We start from the raw sequence: 17,973 nt of genomic DNA, 5'->3' as shown, positions 1-17,973 counted from the left end.
AGAATTTAGGCCATCGCGCTGACGAAGACCTGCGCCGCTCGGGATTCCACCTCAGTTGCAGGCACCCGTCCGCCGAACGACAGATAGCCGACCACCGTTTCCTTCGCGATCGCGAGCAACTCCTCGTCCAGCGCTCGACTATCCAGCGCCTCGAAGACCACGAACGGCGCCAAGCGTAGGAGTCGTTTGAGGAAGTCTCGAAGGACGTCTCGTTCGGTGAGGTCGGGGCCGGCGAAGTTCATCTGTTTCCAGGTCCGCAGGATCGATTGGATCAGGTGAGGGCTGCCGCCGAGCGCGGCGCGCCGGGCGTAGATCTGGTCGAATGCTGCTTCGCCGAGCACGTGGAGCGCGGTGTATGGGTCGGAATCGGCGGGGGCATACACGAGTTGGGCTCTCCACCACATGCGCCCGAGGACGTGGCGGGTGAGATCAGAGCTCAGAACCCGATCGCCAGGGGGTTTCGGGTAGCGCCAGTGCGCGACATCAGGAAGAACGATCAGCGCTAGAAACGCCCAGACATCGCCGGAGGCCGCCTCGGCGGGCGAAATTCGCATCTCGCTGTGCAGCGCCACGGCAAGTCGCAGATCGAAGCTGTTCTTCTGCTTGACATCCGGTGGTTCCGGAAACCCGGAATCCTTGGCCAAGTCGACGACGATGTCGCGCAGGAGTTGGAGCTTGGACTGCTCGATCCGGGTACCACCGGTTGCGACGAACACCGCGGAGCTGTCGGCAAGCGACCAACGACTGTTCAACTCGATCGGACCGAGTTCCTTGTATTCCGCGGCAAGGAGTTTCGCGCGGTGACGAAGGAGTCGCGGATAGAGGAGTGTCATGCGACCCCCTCGAAAATCTTTACCGCTGCCTGCAATTGTGAAGCGAAGAGGTTCGGGGATTCTTGCGCGGCGAGCCGGATGTCGGTGATGGACCGGCCGGGGAACAGACGACCGAACAACTCCTGCAGAGTGGCTCCCAGAGTCTCGTCGATATATGTCGCGTCGTCGTCGAATTCACTGATTCGCAGCGAGTGGTCGACCATGGTTCGTGCCACATCTGCGTACAGCATCGACAGCGCCATCTTGTCTTGCAGTCGAGGACTTCCTGCCCGCTGCAATGCTTCAGCGATCAGTGTCTTCTTTTCATTGACCAGCAGCAGCAGTGACCCCATCGTGGCGACATCGAGGTCTGTACCGATCTCGAGGTGCCAGGCGGCATCACCGGGGTAGTTGGTTTGCTCGAAATCGACAATAGCGATGGGGAACTGAGGAGCGTCACCCTGCAGCCGGATCTGCGCACGATCGCTCCACAGCACAGATCCTGCACGACGGGGCGCGACGGGCCGATCGGTGCCATGTCTGCGGCGCGCCAGAACCAGTACGGTGTCGAGCATCAACACGCCACCCAAATCTGCTCCGACTAGATCCGCCCGCAGCTCGACCTCGCCGTTGGCGGGGACGATGACTCGTGACACCGTTCCGCGCAGCTTGGACCCGGTGGATGTCCAGACTGCTGCCAACGCCACCTCGGTACCGGGAGCGAGCATCGACTCGGCCAGCGCTCGCTCGAGATCGATGCGAATAATCCGTCGCAGCGGCAGGTTCGTCTGGTAGTCCCAGTGCGGGAGATGATCCGGCAATGGGATCTCCTCATCACCGATCGTCAGTAGCCACTCCCCCGCCCGGATCACGCCGGCAGTCGGCTTCTTATACGGCAGAACACGATTGGCCATCAGCTGACCGCCTCGGTGTACAGGACGATATCGGTCATCGTGTCCGGGGCGGGCTTGACGATAACCTTCCACACACCGCCGTCGCCACCCTCGATGACGTACCTGGGTGTCGTGTGGACCTCACCATGCGGGTCTTCCCAGCCCACGAGGCCAGGCATCTCGGCGCCTATGGGCGGGTCCATTTCGAGCCCACCTTCACTGTTCAACGCAACAGCAACGTCCGCGCTGACCCGCTGTGCGATCGGCACCGGCAGCTTGAATCGCTGCACTACAACGCCATGCCCCCAGAGCTCGTCAGGTTCGGGATCACCGACGTACTCGATCTTGGGCCGACGACGACGGGCAGACACCTGCCTCGCAGCCTGTCCCGGCTGGTGATCGGCCGCTTCACCGACTCGAGCGCCGCCGTCCGACACGGTGGGTTCGCCCAAGCCGCCGGACTCGAACGCTTCCGAAGTGTCGAGGTCATCGGACTCTGCGGGATCGTCTCGCCTCCCGCTAGGCCGCCGTTTCGGTGCAGCTCGCGGCGGTGGCGCGGTATCGCCGGGCCTGCCGTAGTCGGTTGCCGACCCGATGCCCCAGACACCACCGACGAGGGGTGACAGGCGGTCGCTTGCCGCACCGAGGGATACTTGCGCCACCTCGACGCCGGCGCTTCCACGGGGCCCGATGACCTTGTCGATCTCCTCCTTCATCCGTGTGAATGTCATTTTCACGAACGAATACTCAGGGTGGTCAAGCGTCTGATAGTTCCAATTGTCGTGCGTCGGTGGCTCGGCCTTCGCGTACGCATCATCGAGCTCTTTGTCAGCACGGAAAACCCCTGCATAGGCGGAGATTTCACTGGCAGGCTTCGGTCCTGGCCAGTAGGTGACCACGAGCTCGGCCGGTCGCATCAGGCACACATGATGCACCATGCCGGTTTCGAAACCGGCCATGTGCTCAGCGTTGCTCGGTTCGAATCGAAGGGCAACCGTCTGATGCAATCCGAAGCGTCCGAGCAGCTTCTTGGGCCGCCTGCAGTGGAGCTCGTCGGCACCGCTGCCGACCATCTTCCGGTAGGCCTCGACGAACAGCTTCAGGGTCTTCATTCGGGCTGGATCAGGGACCGGGTACTCGATGCCGTCACAGGTCACCGAGAACCGCATCGGCGGCACACCGAAGCTGTCGGGCAGCATTTTCGGCCACAACTGGTAGACGATGGTCTCTGCCAGGTACCGAGCAATATCGGACGGTTCACTGCCGTCCAGGTTCGGATCCAGGATCGAGATCGTCGTTCCGGTTTCGGTCGCCCCGAACGGGCGAAGACCCAACTTGCGCGCCATCGCGTCGGCCGCATCCCCGACCAATGGCTCGATCACGTCACCTGATGCGTCTCCCCACCAGTGCCTACCGGTGTACCGGCGTTCGCGGTCGCTTTCCTTGGCGTCGTAACTCTTCCATAACGCGGCAGCCATCAGGCGGGTCTCGTATTTCCCCTGGTACTGGCAGCGGGTGTGTACGAGGATCGTGCCTGACCCCGATGCGAGATAGAGGATTCCCTTGCCGAAGCCATAGGTTCCGCCACCCAATGCCCGATCGCGTGGCTCGCCGATATTACGAAGAAATGCTACGAAATCGCGGCCTTGGTCGGTGACTGCGTCAGCTCGTGTCGGTCCACCGAGACCACGCGTGCCCCGATCGGAAATCGACAGCACACGAATTGTGGGCTGTTGCAGCGCATCTCGCAACGGTAGCCGCTGCTTGGCGGGCGCCTTGCGCAGAAGGTTATCGCGCCATGCAGGGGCATCGGCCGCACTGACAGTCTGCAGGTCGATGCGATAGTCGACCGGAATTCCGTCTCCCTGGCGCGCGTCCCAACTGTTCTGTGCCGATTCGCGGACCAGGATCGTCAGATGATCCAGCTCGGGCTTACCCAGCTGATTCCTGATACCTTCCGCAGCGCTCGCGCCGTCGGGTGGAAATGGTTGGGAGACCCAGGCAGGTGCCGTCATCGGGATGCCTCGAGCATTACCTTGATATGCCTCTCGACGTCATTGGCTTCCATCGGAGCAGGTGATTCGCCGGACAGGTCGATCGTGTAGTCGACATTGCGGACGTTGGTGGAGATCGACGCGGCCGCCAGGTCTACGGTCGTGAGCCTCGGGAAGGCGACATCGACGTTATACCAATGGTGTTCGTTGATCGAGTACCGCGAATGTACGTAGTGATCGTTATCGGCGGCGCGATAGCCGACAGCCGCGAGGCGCGTGAGGATCTCGCTCTCGTCGTCGGAGAGATCCAGCACACGCTTGATCAGTTCGAGGAAACCTATACCGCCCTGGACGTCGGCCTCCAGCCGCAACCACACCAATCCCAAGATGCCGCCGAGCGGTGGCTCCAACTGGTCCAGGCCGTGGATACGTACCGATCGCCCATCCGGATTCGTCGTGGTTTTCACCTCGAGCGCGCCTACGCTCGTCGCGAAGTCGTGCCGGTGGCCAGTCGGCCCCTTCCACAGCTGGATCGCACCGCTGTCATGTTCGAGCAGGATCTCCAGCACCACCAATTCACCGAATAGTCCGGCGAGCTGCTGTGTCCCCAGTGGTGGCCCGGGATTGAGAAACAGGGCGCGCCAGCGATCGAGGACGCGGTACAGCACCTTCACCGGGTTCCCCGAAGACTCCTCGGTGGCAACGAGAATGTCTGCGCACAGGGTCGCAAAGATATCGTTCAAATCCCGACGGAGGCAGGTGAGATCAGCGTAGTCCTGCACTCGCCCATCGTGTTCCAACGTTCGCTTGCGCAGCTGCAGAACCGGGCCGTTGAGACCCTTCCGCACGACCTGGTGTGCACCGATCGGTACGAGCAGATGGCGGCTTCCTTCGCTGTCCAGGCCTGCGGCCAATGACCCATTCGCTGTCGGGACCGGAAGATCGGACACAGTGACGACGGATGCTTCGGCGCTCGGCCTCCGTTCCAGCCGCCGCCACTGATCGTCGAGAACTTCCTTCAGATCGTTCAGCATCAGATGTCCTCGGAGTCGAGGAGGCTGAAATCCTCCTCTTCGATCTCGACACCAGAAAGATCAGCGGAAATGTAGTCGGATTCCCAAGCGACAGTGCTGTCGTCGTTGGCCGGCGATGGGAACACGAGGCCGACGCCGATCACATGTTCCGGCGCGTTCAGTGGCTCGCGTTTGTCCTTCGACGGCTCGGGTTCCGACACCTTGTCGATCGGATACAACACCACAAGACCGGCATCTGGCTGCTGCGCCTTGCGGGCTTTGGCGATATCGCCTTCCGTTGTGGCAGAAGTGATCCCGTCGAGATCGAGGCCCGCGTCTCTGCGGCTCATCAACGTCTTGATGTCCGTATGGTCGATACCGGATGCGAATTGCGAACGAACGATCCGGCCCACACTGACTCCTGGCGCGAAGTCGAACAGGTTCTGCTCTACTGCGGCTGGTTTGCCAACGACTGCAATGTTCCACCGCCGCAGGGTGCCTGCGTTGCGGATTCGTTTCTCGATGTACCCGCTCATCAGTTTCGCGTCGCATTCCTGCGACTTCTCGTGGAACTGATAGTCGCGCAGGAAGTCCAGAACGAACTCGCTCGGCACGTCGCGAATCAGGTAGCGGCCATCCGCGCCGTTTCCTTCGGCTCGACTGCTGCCGAGCGCCGCCTTCACGAGCGCCCGCGCCGCCGCCTGGTTACCCAGCAGCCAGTCGGCGTCTTTGCGGAAGTATCGGGTCTGAACTCGTTGCCCGCCGTAGGAGGACAGCGCCGACACAGCATCCTTCATCTTCGCTGCAGCCGTAACACGGAGCGACGGGTGTGTCCGCAGTCGCACCGCGAAGGTCATCGGAGTCTTGTCCTCGGTCATGTAAACGTCGATGTCGCGGCGCATCTCGGTCTCGACCGTCGCGAGGTGACGGAACCAATCCTCGAGTTCTTCGGTCATCCAGATGCGCGGCAGATCCGCATATCCGTTCCGGTATCCGAACCAACGCCCCATCTGCAGGAGGGTGTCGTAGGTGGAGACTGTCCGAACGAAGTAGCTGACCGACAGGCCTTCCAGAGTTAGTCCGCGAGACAAAGTGTTGCCGCCCACCGCAATAGCGACAACCGGGCCGTTCTCGTAGTCGAGACGGTCAGTGCTCTCGGAGTTGTCCATCACAATCCGGCAATCACGCAGAACACCAGCCAATTCCGAGGCGAGCTCATCGAATGAGACCAGCTTCTCATCGAACTCGACAGCAGGAACCCTCGACGTCTCCTCGTCCCACAGGTCGCGTAGTTCGCGCCGCAAGGCGGAGTCAGACAGATTGTTCGCGACCCTGGCACGCAGCAACATCAGCGGGTCACGAAAGCTGTTGTGGACAGCGGTTCGCACGCTGGTATGAATCAGCATGGTGCAGTGCGGATTTCCGCTACCGCGAATCCGACGGGCGGCCGTCGTCAGCCAAAAGTACAGAACGGCGCGCCGCAACGTGTCGGTGATCGACGGGTAGAAATCTTCGGCATCTGCCCTGGTCTTCGGGCGAACGAGCGCCACGTCATCGTCCGGAACATTGCGGATCATGTCGTAGCCATCGTCGACGTCTGTCGGGTCTTCGCCATCGAGGGCATAGCGGCCGAACAGCACCTCGGTGCCGAAATGTCCGTGCGGTTTCGGCAGATTCACGATGAAGTGCTCTGGATAGAGATCGTCTGCTGATGGATCGATGAGCAGATTCGCAAACGGCGAGGCCGTGTACCCGACATAGGCGGATTTGGGAAGCGTGTTGAGGATTTGACGGATCAGCGGGTTGATCGACTTGGTCGCAACAGTCGCTTGGTCGGCCTCGTCATCGATGATCAATGCGGGACAGTCTGACAGGTACTCCGAAGCGTCACCCAACCACTTGACCAGCTTGCGCAGCACCGTGGCGTTCTTCTTGACCACGCACAGCACATGGGTCTTGTTCGACTTCCCGAAGAAGCTAGCTGGGTTGGCAGTCGGCGAGAAATCGCGATCGAGGTCGGTGATCTGCGTCCACAACGTCGGGTTCGGTTCCACCAGCTGCTGAATGAGTCGCGCCTGGGTCTGACGGCGCAGGCCGTTGTGGATGCCGGCCAACACGATGAATAGCTTGTAGCCGCGGTCGGCAGCCTTCGCCATCACTGCGGTGAAGTTGGTGGTCTTGCCGGACTGCACGTAGCCGACCACCAGACCCCGAGTGGAGAACTCGTTCTTCCGAGGATGCTGGAGCAACGACACGATCCGTGTCGACGAGTCGTCCAGACTGTTGATGGCCGGATCCCTCGGCCACCCCTGCTTGATGAGATCGTCCTCGATCGCCGGCCACAGCTTGTCATCCGGATGCGGTCCCGCATACCAGGTTTCGTAGTTGTCGATGACCACCGAGTGCGGCTCGCGCATCTCCTTGATCCGAACCATGTCCTCGTCGTAGCGCTCCATGATCCGCTTGATCACGTCTTCGGAGGCGAACAGCCGGAGCTTCTTGATCGCCTCGACTGGGGTGTCCTTGTCCAAGAAGGACTTGAACACGTCGTACTGGCTGTCGATCAGATCACTCATCGGATGCTCCCACCTGCGCTAACCCTCGGTCGACGATGGGAGGTTTCGCTCCCCCGCGTTGCGGGTAACAGTATCGGCTCGTTCCGACCAGTTGGAAGTGAGTGCGATAGTTGTTACCCGGTCGATGTGGGCTATCGGTGGGCAACAGCAGTTCGCTACACCATCAGCTGAACAGGCGATCCATTCGCTGCAGATGGTCGATCGGCGCCGAGTCTCGGGTGTCGAGCCAGGGGCGATCGACCACCTTTCTGGCGTCTTCGTGGCTCACCTTGAAGCCGAGCGCGGCCGCGAGCACGTGCAATGCCAGAACCGGCGGCATCGCGTTGCCGATCTGCTGCGCAACCTCCTTACCCGACCATGGGTAGTCCGCTGGAAAGGTCTGCAAGCGACCCGCCTCGTACGGTGTCAATCGTTCAAGCGGGTTACCTTCAAGGTCGACAATCCTGTTGCGCGATACCTTCCCTGTGATCGTGGCCGATGGTTGGTCCGAGGTACGGACACCACGCTGCTTAGCGAAGCCACCCGTCCCGTAGTTCGAGATCACCTTGAACGGGCCGCCGCGGTCGAGCGCCTCACCCATTGACTCCCACGGCAACAGCGATGCATTCCCCTCAGACCGGTCCACACCCTTGCGGTATCTGCGATGCGTCGGCATAGGCAGTTTGCGGTCATCGTCGAGGCTCGCGATGAGGATCGCACGTCTGCGCGATTGCGGTATACCGAACTCTTCAGTGCGTAGAACCCCATAGTCGACGTGGTATCCGAGGCTATCTTCCAGAACCCGGGCCATTTCCTTCCACACAGGCAAAACGGCTTGAACCTGTTCCAGCACAATGACTTTGTAAGGCGTACCTGCGTTCGCCGCATCCATCGCCCAGCGGAGCGGTTCGAGAACCAGACCGGTGCGTTCATCGTCCAAACGGGCGACTTCACGGGCGACATTCTCGCCTGCTGCCATCCGCCGGACGAACGACAGCACCTTGGCCAACGCATCCCTGCCCGCGCCGGAGCCCGCAACTGTGAAGGTTTGGCATGGCGGGCCACCCGCCAGAATCCACGCGCCAGGCACATGACCTGGGCCGAATTCGCGGACGTCGTGGGGCGTGAAATTCAACCCCGCCTCGAGCCGGGTCTCACACGCATTTCGGTCCCACTCGAACCCATATACGTCAAGACCCAACCACCGAGCTGCAACATCGAGACCACCAGGCCCGGCGAACAGATCGACCATGTCCGCTCGACACGGCAAGGTCTGTTGTGGGTCGTTGGGCATGGTTCGGAATCTTAGCTCTGCGGCAGCGGCCCCCGCGATGGCCGTCACAGCGTCGTCAGGGCCGACCGTAAGGCAACGCCGAGCGCGCAGGCGAAAGGCGGCGGCGTTGCGTTGCCAACCTGGCGATATCGTGCAGTCTTCCGCCCTTCGAACGTCCAGTACGACGGGAATCCCTGCAAAGCTGCGACCTGCTCGACAGTTAGCTTGAGCATGTGGGCGGGTCCCTGCGATGGGTTCCACACGAAGTTTGCCGATGGTGAGCTGTCGGCAAGAGCTCGTCCGTTGACTCCGACCTTCGCCCAGGCGCGAACCGATCCCTGCGGCCCAAGATCTCCACCACCCCGATCCCATGAGCCGCCGACGATCGTCGGTGCGATGACGTCGGCCTGGGCGGCCCACTCGCCTACTTGCGGCCACCCGTTGACACTCATCGATGCCCTTAACACAGCCCCCACTGTCAGCCCTGGCGCAGGAGGGAACGGGCGTAAGCCCTCGATGAAGGACGTGATCCCGCCTTCCCGCACGGCAGCCATCACGGCGTATTCGCGATGCTGTGGTACACCAAACTCGCAGGCATCCAACAACAACCAGCAGTGCTCATATCCCGCGTCCTCGAGATGCTTGGCAACGCGGGACCTGCTCGACTCGTACTCGTCACGTTTGAGGAGGTCGGGGACGTTCTCGATCAGCAATGCACGCGGTCGCAATTCCACCGTCAGCCGTGCGGTCGTCTCGAAGAGTTCCAGCTCCCAACTGCTGCCCCTGGGTCGCGATGCCGTAGCTGCCGACTTCACCCGCGGAAGTCCCGCGGCAATGACATCGATTTCACGGTGTCCCGGCAGTTCGAATCTGGGCTCGAATTGGAGTAGGTCCTTGTGCAACACATTCCAGCCAGGACGGTTTGCTCGCAGGGTTTCACATGCCACGTCGCGGTTATCGAGCAGGAGCAGCGGGTCGAATCCGGCTTGTTCCAGTCCGAGCGCAAGTCCACCAGCACCTGCGCATAACTCCACCGAGGTAAGGCGGTTTGTCCGCGGCAAGCTTTGTGTACCGTGAGCTGGTTCACCCCTCATCGCCACCCCCTCGCCGTCATGATGACTGCAACTCGACCAAGAATACCGTTCCACGACGGACAACACCGGCGTCCTGGCCATACTTGATGCCGTGACCGAATGGGTGCCGACGCGGTACGTCTCTCCGGATGAGCTGATCGCCAACGAGACGTCGAAGGGTGGGTTCACGCAGGCCGCGCTGGCCGAGTGGGGAGTGCCCTGGCCTCCACCCAAAGGATGGAAAAGGGCTGTGTCAGACCAGGATCGGTGGTCTGAGGATTTGACGACGTTTCTTGGATAGCCGACGGCTATGGTACGGTCGGCGCACAAGTCAGGCCCCGGAGGTGCGCTAACACCGCCGAGGCCCTGGGCGAGAATCTGGTACCAGCAGACTCACCGCCGTAGGCAGGAAGCCTACCGATGATTCTGGCGTCTCCGCCAACCTCCCCCTTGCCGCTGTGCGCCCGGGCGAGTTGTGCGGGTGATGCGCCTTACCCGCGCAGTCGTCGCCCGTCAGAGGGGCCGATGCATCTATTCCGATGACACAGGGTCGGCCGGTAAAGGCGGACTCGGACGGCTCCACCGTGGTTGGTGGCGTGGATACCAGGGCTTCCCTGGGTGTTCCTGACTCTGTGCAGCAACCCAGTCCCGGCCCTTGCCGAGTAATGCCCGGCGGGCGTGCATCACCAAACGACCGTAGCGACGACCGACCGGCGGACTTCGCGTCACGGGTGCATCCGTACCTCGCGGTACCGGGGTACCCCTGCACTCCCTCCGCTCTCCCACTCCCAGCGGGACGGGCAGTCGCGCGTTACCAAATAGTGGTACGTCTGTTCACATGTACCTGGGCTGGGGTTTTCGTTGCCATGCACAGTGATTCGGCGAAGTTCTGGCGCGTGGCGGCGGGAAGGGGGACCCTCGGAGTAGAGGATCGCGTTACCCAGGAGCCGCATGACTGTCAGAAGTGACCGTGAAGGTGGCTTGCCGGAGACATTGCCCGCGCTGGAGCAGTTGCCGGCGGATGAGGCTCGGGATCTGTTCGAGTTGATGAGGGCCGCGAGTACGTTCGAGGCGGCCGCGTTGGACAAGTCCATCGATTCGATGGTCTCCGCGTTGCCGCGGCCGTTGCGCCGGGTGACGAAGAAGATCATGTTCGGCGGCAGATGACGGACCTGACTACGCGGGCGCAGTTGATTCTGCTGGCTCGGACATTGCATGTTCATCCGCAGCGGTTGGATCACCTGCGGTATCTGGGGGCCGATCGGCTGCATGCGTTGCATCAGCAGATCTCGGGGGTGTTGTTCGATCAGCACACGGACACGTTTCGGCGGATCAGCGCGCTGGTGCCGTTCATTCCGTTGACGATCTCGATTCCGCTGGTGCAGAAGCTGGTTCCGCCGATGATGACGGGGCGGGCGGCGGGGTCGGTGGGGTTGGATCATCCGGGCAAGGCGGCGGAGACGTTGACGATGCTCGAGGCGGGGTACGCGGCGGATTGTGCGCCCTATCTCGATCCACGGGCCATCGAGCAACTGGCCGATCAGATGGCGCCGGGGCCGATCGTCGACATCGTGAACGAGTTGCTGCGGCGGCAGGACTATGTGACAGCCGGTCCGTTCTTGTCCTGTGCGACACCGGAATTGATCGCCGCGGTCGAGGCGGGGGTGCGCGATGACGCGGGGCTGATCTTCTCGGCTGCGTTCTCCTACGACGTCGACGTGCTCAGTGCGGTGGTTCGCCAACTGCTGGATGGGCCGCATCGGCGGGTGCCGCGGATGACGCAGACGGTGTTGGCGGGTTCTCCCGACCTGCAGCATGCTGCGCTGTCGGTGTTTTCCCGGTGCGCGCCCGATGTGATCCGCCGAGTCGGTGACATTCTGTTCGGGAATGCGCAGCCCGGTGATGTCGCGCGGTTGGTGCGCAACGCGCTCGCGCTCGGGGCGGTTCCCGAATTCCTCACGCTGGCTGGGTATCTCACGCCGCTGGGGCTGTGGACGCTGGTCGGCAATCCGGTGTTCAGCGATCCGGATGTCGGGGTGGATCTGGTCGCGCCGATGGATGGGCGCGGCGATGCGGAGAGTTGGCGTGGCTTGTTCACGTTGATGTCGCGGATGGATGACGATGTCAGGAGCGCTGTGGGGTACGCGCTGGCTTTGCTCTCGGAGTCCGCGGTGGCAGAGTTGCCCGCGCGGGCGACCGAAACCGGTTGCTGGCCTGCGCTACTCGATCTGGTGGCGGTTTCTGGGGAGCGGGGGCAGTCGCGGTTCGGGTCGATCTGGGCGCAGTTGGGGCCGGAGCGGCGGGCCTATCTGCACCGGTGCATCACCGAGCTCAGGTACGACTCGCGGTTGGCCGAGATCACCGCGCTGGTCGAGCCGGTGGAGGTGGATCTGCTGTTCTATCAGCGGCGGCAGAAGGGGCGCTATCGCAACGGGTGACGCGACATCCGCGTGCGAGTCCGACAAAGTGGGTATATCGGACATCGACCGTTGATTTCCAGGAGGACCCGCATGTATCCCGCTCCCGCCCAGCGCCCAACCACCGGAGGAACGGCGGTGACCGCGGCGATCCTGGCGTTGCTCGGTGGGTTCGCGGCGTTCGGCGGGGTCGTCATGTACGTGGTGAACACGCTGCGCTTCGACGCGCGGTGGCTCGCGTGGGGGCTCGTGCCGGGATGGGCGTCGATCGTGACGGCGGTGCTGTTGGTGATCGACCTGGTCGCCTCGATCATGCTGGTCTCCGGGGCCATCCTGATCTTCCGCAAGCGCAACCCGGGGCGCGTGCTCGTGGTTCTGGGCTGTCTCGGCGTGATCGGCACGTATGCGCTCGGAGCTCTGTCGACGGTCATCCAGCTCATGGATTACCGGTTTCCGTTGAGTCGGCAGCTGGAAGCGATACTCGGGAATTCCAGCATCGACTCGATACTCGGGGCCGACGTCGACATTCCCTGGGCAATTTCGCTGCTCATGATGGTGTTTCCGGTGATCACTGTTGTCCTGGCCGTGCTGCCGTCGACGAAACGGTGGTGTCGAGGCGGCGCTGATCGGCGCCCGGCAGGTTGGGCCCCCGGCGCGCCGACGATGCAGCCCTACCCGATGCCCAGACCCGGAATGCCTCCCACAGGTGGTTACGGTGCACCACAAGGACATTGGCAACAGCCGAACCAGCCACCGCAGGGCGCCTACCGACCGGGCAACCCGCTACGTTGAGCAAGTGAAGCGGGTTCCCCATTCGTGTAACTGCTCGACCAGTTCCGGTGGGCCGAGGACGCGGAAATTCGCTTCTACCTTGCCGAGCACCAGCATCGGCCAGTCGAGGCTGTCGACGGTCATTTCTATGTGGGTGCGGTTGTCGGGGAGGGCGGTGATGGCGCACCAGCGGCCCACTCGGGCGTGGACGTCGGTGGCCGGGGCTGCTATTTCGGCGGTGACGATATAGCCGGAACGGCGGGCGCCGATGGCGTTGTGGACGAAGGTGGCGGCGTCCGGGGCCGGAAGGGTGCGGGGGCGGAAGCGGGCGCCGGTGCTCGCGGAGCCGGTGAGGCGGTCGACCCGGAAGGTGCGCCAGTCGTGGCGGGTGAGGTCGTAGGCGACGAGGTACCAGCGCCGGCCCAGGGAGACGAGGCGGTGGGGTTCCACTTCCCTGGTACTGGTGCGGCCGTCCGCGGCGGTGTAGGTGAAGGTCAGGCGTTCTTCGCGACGGCAGGTGAGGGCCAGATCGGTGAGGACGGCGGGGTCCACGTCGGACAGGGGGACGGCGGTCCAGGCGGTGGATTCGGTCATGGCGCGTAAGGCGTCGACGCGGCGGCGTAGGCGGGTGGGCAGGACGGTCACCAGTTTGCCGAGTGCGCGGATGGACGGTTCGGCCAGGCCGTCGCCCGCACCCTGAGAACCGGCTTGCAGGCAGACGGTGATGGCGACGGCTTCGTCGTCGTCGAGGACCAGGGGTGGCATGGCCGCGCCCGCGGCCAGCTGATAGCCGCCGTCGACGCCGGGGCGGGCATCGACGGGGTAGCCGAGTTCGCGAAGGCGGTCGATGTCGCGGCGCAGGGTGCGGGCCGAAACACGCAGGCGTTCGGACAGTTCCGTGCCGGACCAGGACCGGTGGGTCTGCAGCAGCGACAGCAGTCGGAGGGTGCGTGCGCTCGTATCGGCCATATTCCGAGTATCTCGCAATTGCGGTCAGAAACTGGCCGCAATGGGTTCTACCTTGGGTTTCACAACACCGACAAGCAAAGGATCCGGACATGACCACGAGCACCCAGATCGACACCGAGCGCACCGACATCCTCGAGATGCTCGCCAAGCACCGCCACTTCCTGCGCTTCACTGTCCGCGACCTCACCGACGAGCAGGCGGGTCTGCGCACGACCGTCAGCGAGCTGTGTCTGGGCGGACTGATCAAGCATGTGGCCGCGGTGGAAGCGAATTGGGCGGGTTTCATCCTCAACGGGCCCACGGAAGCCCCCGATTTCTCCTCGATGACCGAGGAACAGATCGCGCAGTGGGGCGAGATCTTCCGGATGCTGCCGGGCGACACGCTCGAGGGCGTCCTGGCCGAGTACGAGCGGGTGGCCGCACACACCGACGAGCTCGTGCGCACCCTCCCGGATCTGAACGTGAGTCAGCCCCTGCCGGAGGCCCCGTGGTTCGAGCCCGGCGGACGCTGGACCGCGCGCCGCACGCTGATGCACATCATGACCGAGACCGCCCAGCACTCCGGGCACGCCGACATCATTCGTGAATCGCTGGACGGAGCGAAGTCGATGGGGTGATCTCGGCGAACAGGGACTCGGCCGCCGTACGGTGTTCGGTGGCGGCAGCCGGGTCCGTCGCGTCGAGAACGTCGGCAATGCCCTGGTGGGCTGTCGCCTCCTCGAAGCGGTGTCCCAGTCTCGGTGCCAGGGCAAGGGTTTCGCGGTAGAGGTCGAGGGCTTGTTCGGGAAGTCCTGCGAGGCGGCAGGTTTCGGCGTAGCCGTTGAGGAAGTGGATCTTCCAGTGGTCTTCGAAAAGGGCGTCCAAGAGGGCGAAGGCCTCTCGGTGGCCGGCGAGGGCTTCGTCGTAGCGACCCATTTCACGCAGGGCGACGCCCCGGCAGTTCAGGCACCAGGCTTCGTTGTGTTTGTGGCCGTCCTCACGAGCGAGGGCGAGGGCCTGGTCGAGGTGGTCCAGAGCTTGCGCGGGTTCGTCTGCCGCGATCGCTACGCCGAGCGTGATCTGGGCCTGCAGCGAGGGGTTGACCGCGGGGATCGCGAGGGCTTCGCGGGCGAGTTGGACGGCTTGTTCGCGATGACCCAATTGGAGCAGGGCCCAGGCTTCGCTGGCGATGGCGTCGGCGGCGCTCGTCGGGCAGCCGCCGGTGGTGTAGAGGTCGCGGGCCTGGCGGAACAGTTCCAGTGGTTCTTCGATACTGCCCTCGTCCCAGCGCAATTGGGCGCAGCGCATCGTCAGTTCGGCTCGGGGTAGCGGGTCACCCACTGCGGCCACCAGGGGTGCGGCCGCGGCGTACGCGGCGGCCGCTTCGGTCATCCGCCCTGCGTTGTATCGGGCGAAACCCAGGTCACTGTGAGCTTCGGCGAGTTGGCGTGGGTCGCCGAGATTCTGTGCGGCGGTGAGGGATTGCTCGAAGAGCGCGTTGAGATGTGTGGTGCCGCACCGGCGGGCGAAGAACGCGCGCATGAAGCGCGGCAATTCGCAGACGTGGGTGTCGGCGCCGACTTCGACGGCGGCGTAGAACACGGCCATCAGGTTGGTGTACTCGGAGACGAACCAGAAGAACGCGGCGTCGCGGCCGGGGAACCGCGGCAGTTCGGCGGGCGGTGCGCCGGCCGAGACCGGGCGGGTCGGCGACAGGAACGGCATGGCGCCGTCGGCGGCGGCCGCGGTGTGCACGTAGTAGTCGAGGATGCGGTGTAGTGCGCGTTCACGGTCGGCGGGGGTGTCGTGTTCGAAGGTGGCGGTGCGGGCATGCTGGCGGACCAGGTCGTGGAGGCGGTAGCGGCCGTCAGCCGGTTGCTGGACGAGGTGCGCGTCGAGGAGGTCCTCGAGCATGGCGCGGGCGCTGCGCAGCGAGACGTCGGCCACGGCGGCGGCGACGTAATCGGTGAACGTGGAGCCGGGGATCAGGCCGAGCAGCCGGAACAGGCGACGCTGGTCCCGGTTCAGCTGACGAACCGACATGCCGAAGGCGGTGTCGAATTCGCTTGCCCCCTCGGACATCCGCTCCACGAGAATGCCGATCGACCAACCCGGGCGATGACGCAGACGAGCGGCCGCGAGGCGCAACGCCAGCGGGAGATTGCCGCACAGGCGCAGCACTTCGGCGGCCTGCTCGGGTTCCTTGGCGAGCCGTCCGGCCCGTGCGTCACCGCTGGCCCGCACCAGCAGTTCGGCGCTCTCTTCGGGAGTGAGTACGTCGAGGGTCACCGGCGGGACCTCGTCGAGCTCGAGCAACCGGTTGCGGCTGGTGATGATGGCGACCGACTCGCCCGCACCCGGCAACAGGAGGCTGACCTGCGCGGCGTCGGCGACATTGTCGAGCACGACGACAGCGCGCAACCGCGCCAGCTCCGAACGCCAACAGGCGGCGCGCAATTCGACTCCCCCGTCCTGCGGCACCCTTTCCGAAGGGACCTGCAACGCGGCCAGCAGCGCACGGAGGGCGGCGTCGGGGTCGAGCGGCTGACGTCCGTCGGTGAAACCGTGGAGGTCCAGGTACAGCTGGGCGTCTGGGTATTCGGCGGTGAGCTGATGCGCGGCGTGCACGGCCAGTGAGGTCTTCCCGACGCCTGCCATGCCGTCGATGGCGACCACGCGATCGGCACGCACGGCGGCGATCACCTCGGCCAGTGCCTGCTCGCGGCCGGTGAAGTCGGGCACGTCGCGGGGCAGGTCGTTGCGGGGCGGCGGTGGGGCGTCGGCCGGCGGGCTCGGCGGGGCCGGCTGGCGGCTGGTCTTCGGCGGGGCAGGCAGAGGGTTGTTGGCGCGCTCCCAGAGGGGACGCAGCGGGCGCGGGTCACGTTTGACCAGGCGGCACAGCTCGATGACCGCCGGCCACGGCGGGACCGTCTGGCCGCTGAGATAGCGCGAGAGCGAGGACGAGCTCAGGCCGGTGTCGCGGGCCAGGGCGCGCACGCCACGACCGGACAGTTCCTGGATCAGGCGCAGGCGCGAAGCGAGCTCGTCCTGCGGGTACGCCCGTGCCGTCTGCTGTTGCACAACCACCGTATTCCACTCCCGTTGTCCCGGCCTGAACCAGAAATCTCACGACGGACAAGCCGGTGGTCAGGGCCGTTTTCAGCTGTCCCACAGTGTCCCACAGCCATTCTGTTCCAGCGCCGGACGGGCTGTTATTGGGTCACACCGCAAGCAGCGGAGAAACACCGAACAAGGAGAACGACATGCAGTCTCGGATGAAGAACCCCGCCATGGTCCTCACCGACGCGATGGGCCCCATCCAGCAGGTACTCAAGGCCGTGGAGACCGGTGGCGTGGACAGCGAGATCCTGGAGCTGGTGCACCTGCGGGTCAGCCAGATCAACGGGTGCAGCGCCTGCGTGCACGGCGGCACCACCACCGCACGCAAAGCGGGCGTCAGCGAAGACCGCCTCGCCACCGTGGTCGCCTGGCGCGAGACCCCCTTCTTCTCCGAGGAGGAGCGCGCCGCCCTCGAACTCGCCGAGGCCGCTACCCGGCTGGCCGACCGTCCCGACGCGGTCACCGACGAGATCTGGGACAGCGCCGCCAGCTACTTCGACGAGAAGCAGCTCGCCTCGATCGTGCTGATGATCGGCGTCACCAACATGTTCAACCGGCTCAATGCCACCACCCGTCAGATCGCCGGCGCCTGGGGCTGAGGCGCCCCTCTCCTCGAAAGGAACAATGACGATGTCCGCGAATCAGCAAGCGAGCAAGAGTAATTCACACGGCGGGTTCTCCCGGTGGATGCAGCACCGGATGAACGCGCGCATGAACCGCAAGATCCGGCGCGGCAAGGGCACCTTCATGGGAATGGACGTGCTGATCCTGCACACGGTCGGCCGCCGCAGTGGCCAGCCACGCGATACCCCGATCAGCTGGTTCCCCGGCGAGGACGACTCCTGGCTGCTGGTCGCCTCGGGCGGCAAGGACGGGCACCCCGACTGGTTCCTCAACCTGATGGGCCATCCCGATCAGGCGACCGTCCAGCTGCCCGACCGCGACCCGGTCGCCGTGACGCCTCGGGTACTCGACGGCGCCGAGCGGGCAACGGCCTGGGACCACATCGCCGCAGCCCAGCCCCGCTACGACAAGTACCAGGCCAAGGCGGGCCGGGAGTACGCGGTCGTGCGGCTGGCGGCCACCGCTTGAACGCTCGTGTCG

At 64.2% G+C, this 17,973-nt stretch carries 15 protein-coding genes; 6 read left to right on the top strand and 9 right to left on the bottom strand.

Translation table 11 applies throughout. The features are described from left to right. Positions 1 to 5: 5 nt before the first annotated feature. The 7 genes from ACFVVI_RS00170 to ACFVVI_RS00140 all read right to left on the bottom strand — a co-directional run bounded on the left by ACFVVI_RS00170 (position 6) and on the right by ACFVVI_RS00140 (position 9,601). Positions 6 to 833: a DUF6339 family protein gene (locus ACFVVI_RS00170; RefSeq protein WP_387442063.1), complete on the bottom strand. Its 828-nt coding sequence runs from the start codon at positions 831 to 833 to the stop codon at positions 6 to 8. Continuing rightward, on the bottom strand, positions 830 to 1,726 hold the full coding sequence (locus ACFVVI_RS00165) for a hypothetical protein (RefSeq protein WP_387442061.1): 897 nt from the start codon (positions 1,724 to 1,726) through the stop codon (positions 830 to 832). Before ACFVVI_RS00165 ends, ACFVVI_RS00170 begins: the two co-directional genes overlap by 4 nt. Further along, the gene (locus tag ACFVVI_RS00160; RefSeq protein ID WP_387442059.1) at positions 1,726 to 3,720 is read right to left on the bottom strand and encodes a hypothetical protein; all 1,995 of its coding nucleotides are present in this window, start codon (positions 3,718 to 3,720) and stop codon (positions 1,726 to 1,728) included. The genes ACFVVI_RS00165 and ACFVVI_RS00160 overlap by 1 nt, the downstream gene beginning before the upstream one ends. Then, complete coding sequence (locus ACFVVI_RS00155) at positions 3,717 to 4,733, bottom strand: PD-(D/E)XK motif protein (RefSeq protein ID WP_387442057.1); 1,017 nt, start codon at positions 4,731 to 4,733, stop codon at positions 3,717 to 3,719. Before ACFVVI_RS00155 ends, ACFVVI_RS00160 begins: the two co-directional genes overlap by 4 nt. Beyond that, entirely contained in the window at positions 4,733 to 7,288 is a 2,556-nt protein-coding gene (locus tag ACFVVI_RS00150) for a Z1 domain-containing protein (RefSeq protein WP_387442054.1), read from the bottom strand. The genes ACFVVI_RS00155 and ACFVVI_RS00150 overlap by 1 nt, the downstream gene beginning before the upstream one ends. A gap of 163 nt (positions 7,289 to 7,451) precedes the next feature. Beyond that, a complete protein-coding gene (locus tag ACFVVI_RS00145; RefSeq protein ID WP_387442052.1) occupies positions 7,452 to 8,561 on the bottom strand; it encodes a DNA cytosine methyltransferase in 1,110 nt (369 codons plus the stop codon). A 44-nt stretch (positions 8,562 to 8,605) separates the two neighbouring features. Then, positions 8,606 to 9,601: a DNA cytosine methyltransferase gene (locus ACFVVI_RS00140; protein ID WP_387442050.1), complete on the bottom strand. Its 996-nt coding sequence runs from the start codon at positions 9,599 to 9,601 to the stop codon at positions 8,606 to 8,608. A 963-nt stretch (positions 9,602 to 10,564) separates the two neighbouring features. On the opposite strand from ACFVVI_RS00140, the gene ACFVVI_RS00135 reads away from it, so the two are divergent. From ACFVVI_RS00135 to ACFVVI_RS00125, 3 genes are all read left to right on the top strand, one after another. Then, a complete protein-coding gene (locus tag ACFVVI_RS00135; RefSeq protein ID WP_056812051.1) occupies positions 10,565 to 10,780 on the top strand; it encodes a hypothetical protein in 216 nt (71 codons plus the stop codon). Beyond that, complete coding sequence (locus tag ACFVVI_RS00130) at positions 10,777 to 12,051, top strand: hypothetical protein (RefSeq protein WP_387442048.1); 1,275 nt, start codon at positions 10,777 to 10,779, stop codon at positions 12,049 to 12,051. Before ACFVVI_RS00135 ends, ACFVVI_RS00130 begins: the two co-directional genes overlap by 4 nt. A gap of 117 nt (positions 12,052 to 12,168) precedes the next feature. After that, positions 12,169 to 12,822, top strand: coding sequence for a hypothetical protein (locus ACFVVI_RS00125; protein WP_387442047.1), 654 nt, complete (start codon positions 12,169 to 12,171; stop codon positions 12,820 to 12,822). Here the strand turns inward: ACFVVI_RS00125 and ACFVVI_RS00120 are convergent. Beyond that, complete coding sequence (locus tag ACFVVI_RS00120; protein WP_387442045.1) at positions 12,814 to 13,770, bottom strand: helix-turn-helix transcriptional regulator; 957 nt, start codon at positions 13,768 to 13,770, stop codon at positions 12,814 to 12,816. The genes ACFVVI_RS00125 and ACFVVI_RS00120 overlap by 9 nt on opposite strands. An 89-nt stretch (positions 13,771 to 13,859) precedes the next feature. Here ACFVVI_RS00120 and ACFVVI_RS00115 point away from each other — a divergent pair, with 89 nt between their 5' ends. Then, the gene (locus tag ACFVVI_RS00115) at positions 13,860 to 14,387 is read left to right on the top strand and encodes a DinB family protein (protein WP_387442042.1); all 528 of its coding nucleotides are present in this window, start codon (positions 13,860 to 13,862) and stop codon (positions 14,385 to 14,387) included. On the opposite strand, the gene ACFVVI_RS00110 is transcribed toward ACFVVI_RS00115, so the two are convergent. Further along, entirely contained in the window at positions 14,347 to 16,836 is a 2,490-nt protein-coding gene (locus tag ACFVVI_RS00110; RefSeq protein ID WP_387442040.1) for a tetratricopeptide repeat protein, read from the bottom strand. The genes ACFVVI_RS00115 and ACFVVI_RS00110 overlap by 41 nt on opposite strands. A 176-nt stretch (positions 16,837 to 17,012) precedes the next feature. Between ACFVVI_RS00110 and ACFVVI_RS00105 the strand changes: the two genes are divergently transcribed. Further along, positions 17,013 to 17,468: a carboxymuconolactone decarboxylase family protein gene (locus ACFVVI_RS00105; RefSeq protein ID WP_378992078.1), complete on the top strand. Its 456-nt coding sequence runs from the start codon at positions 17,013 to 17,015 to the stop codon at positions 17,466 to 17,468. Positions 17,469 to 17,499: 31 nt separating this feature from the next. After that, on the top strand, positions 17,500 to 17,961 hold the full coding sequence (locus ACFVVI_RS00100; RefSeq protein WP_378992076.1) for a nitroreductase family deazaflavin-dependent oxidoreductase: 462 nt from the start codon (positions 17,500 to 17,502) through the stop codon (positions 17,959 to 17,961). The last annotated feature ends 12 nt before the right edge of the window (positions 17,962 to 17,973 follow it).

The organism is Nocardia sp. NPDC058114 (assembly GCF_042884695.1).
Taxonomy (GTDB): domain Bacteria; phylum Actinomycetota; class Actinomycetes; order Mycobacteriales; family Mycobacteriaceae; genus Nocardia.
This window is presented reverse-complemented; position numbering and strand designations above follow the sequence as displayed.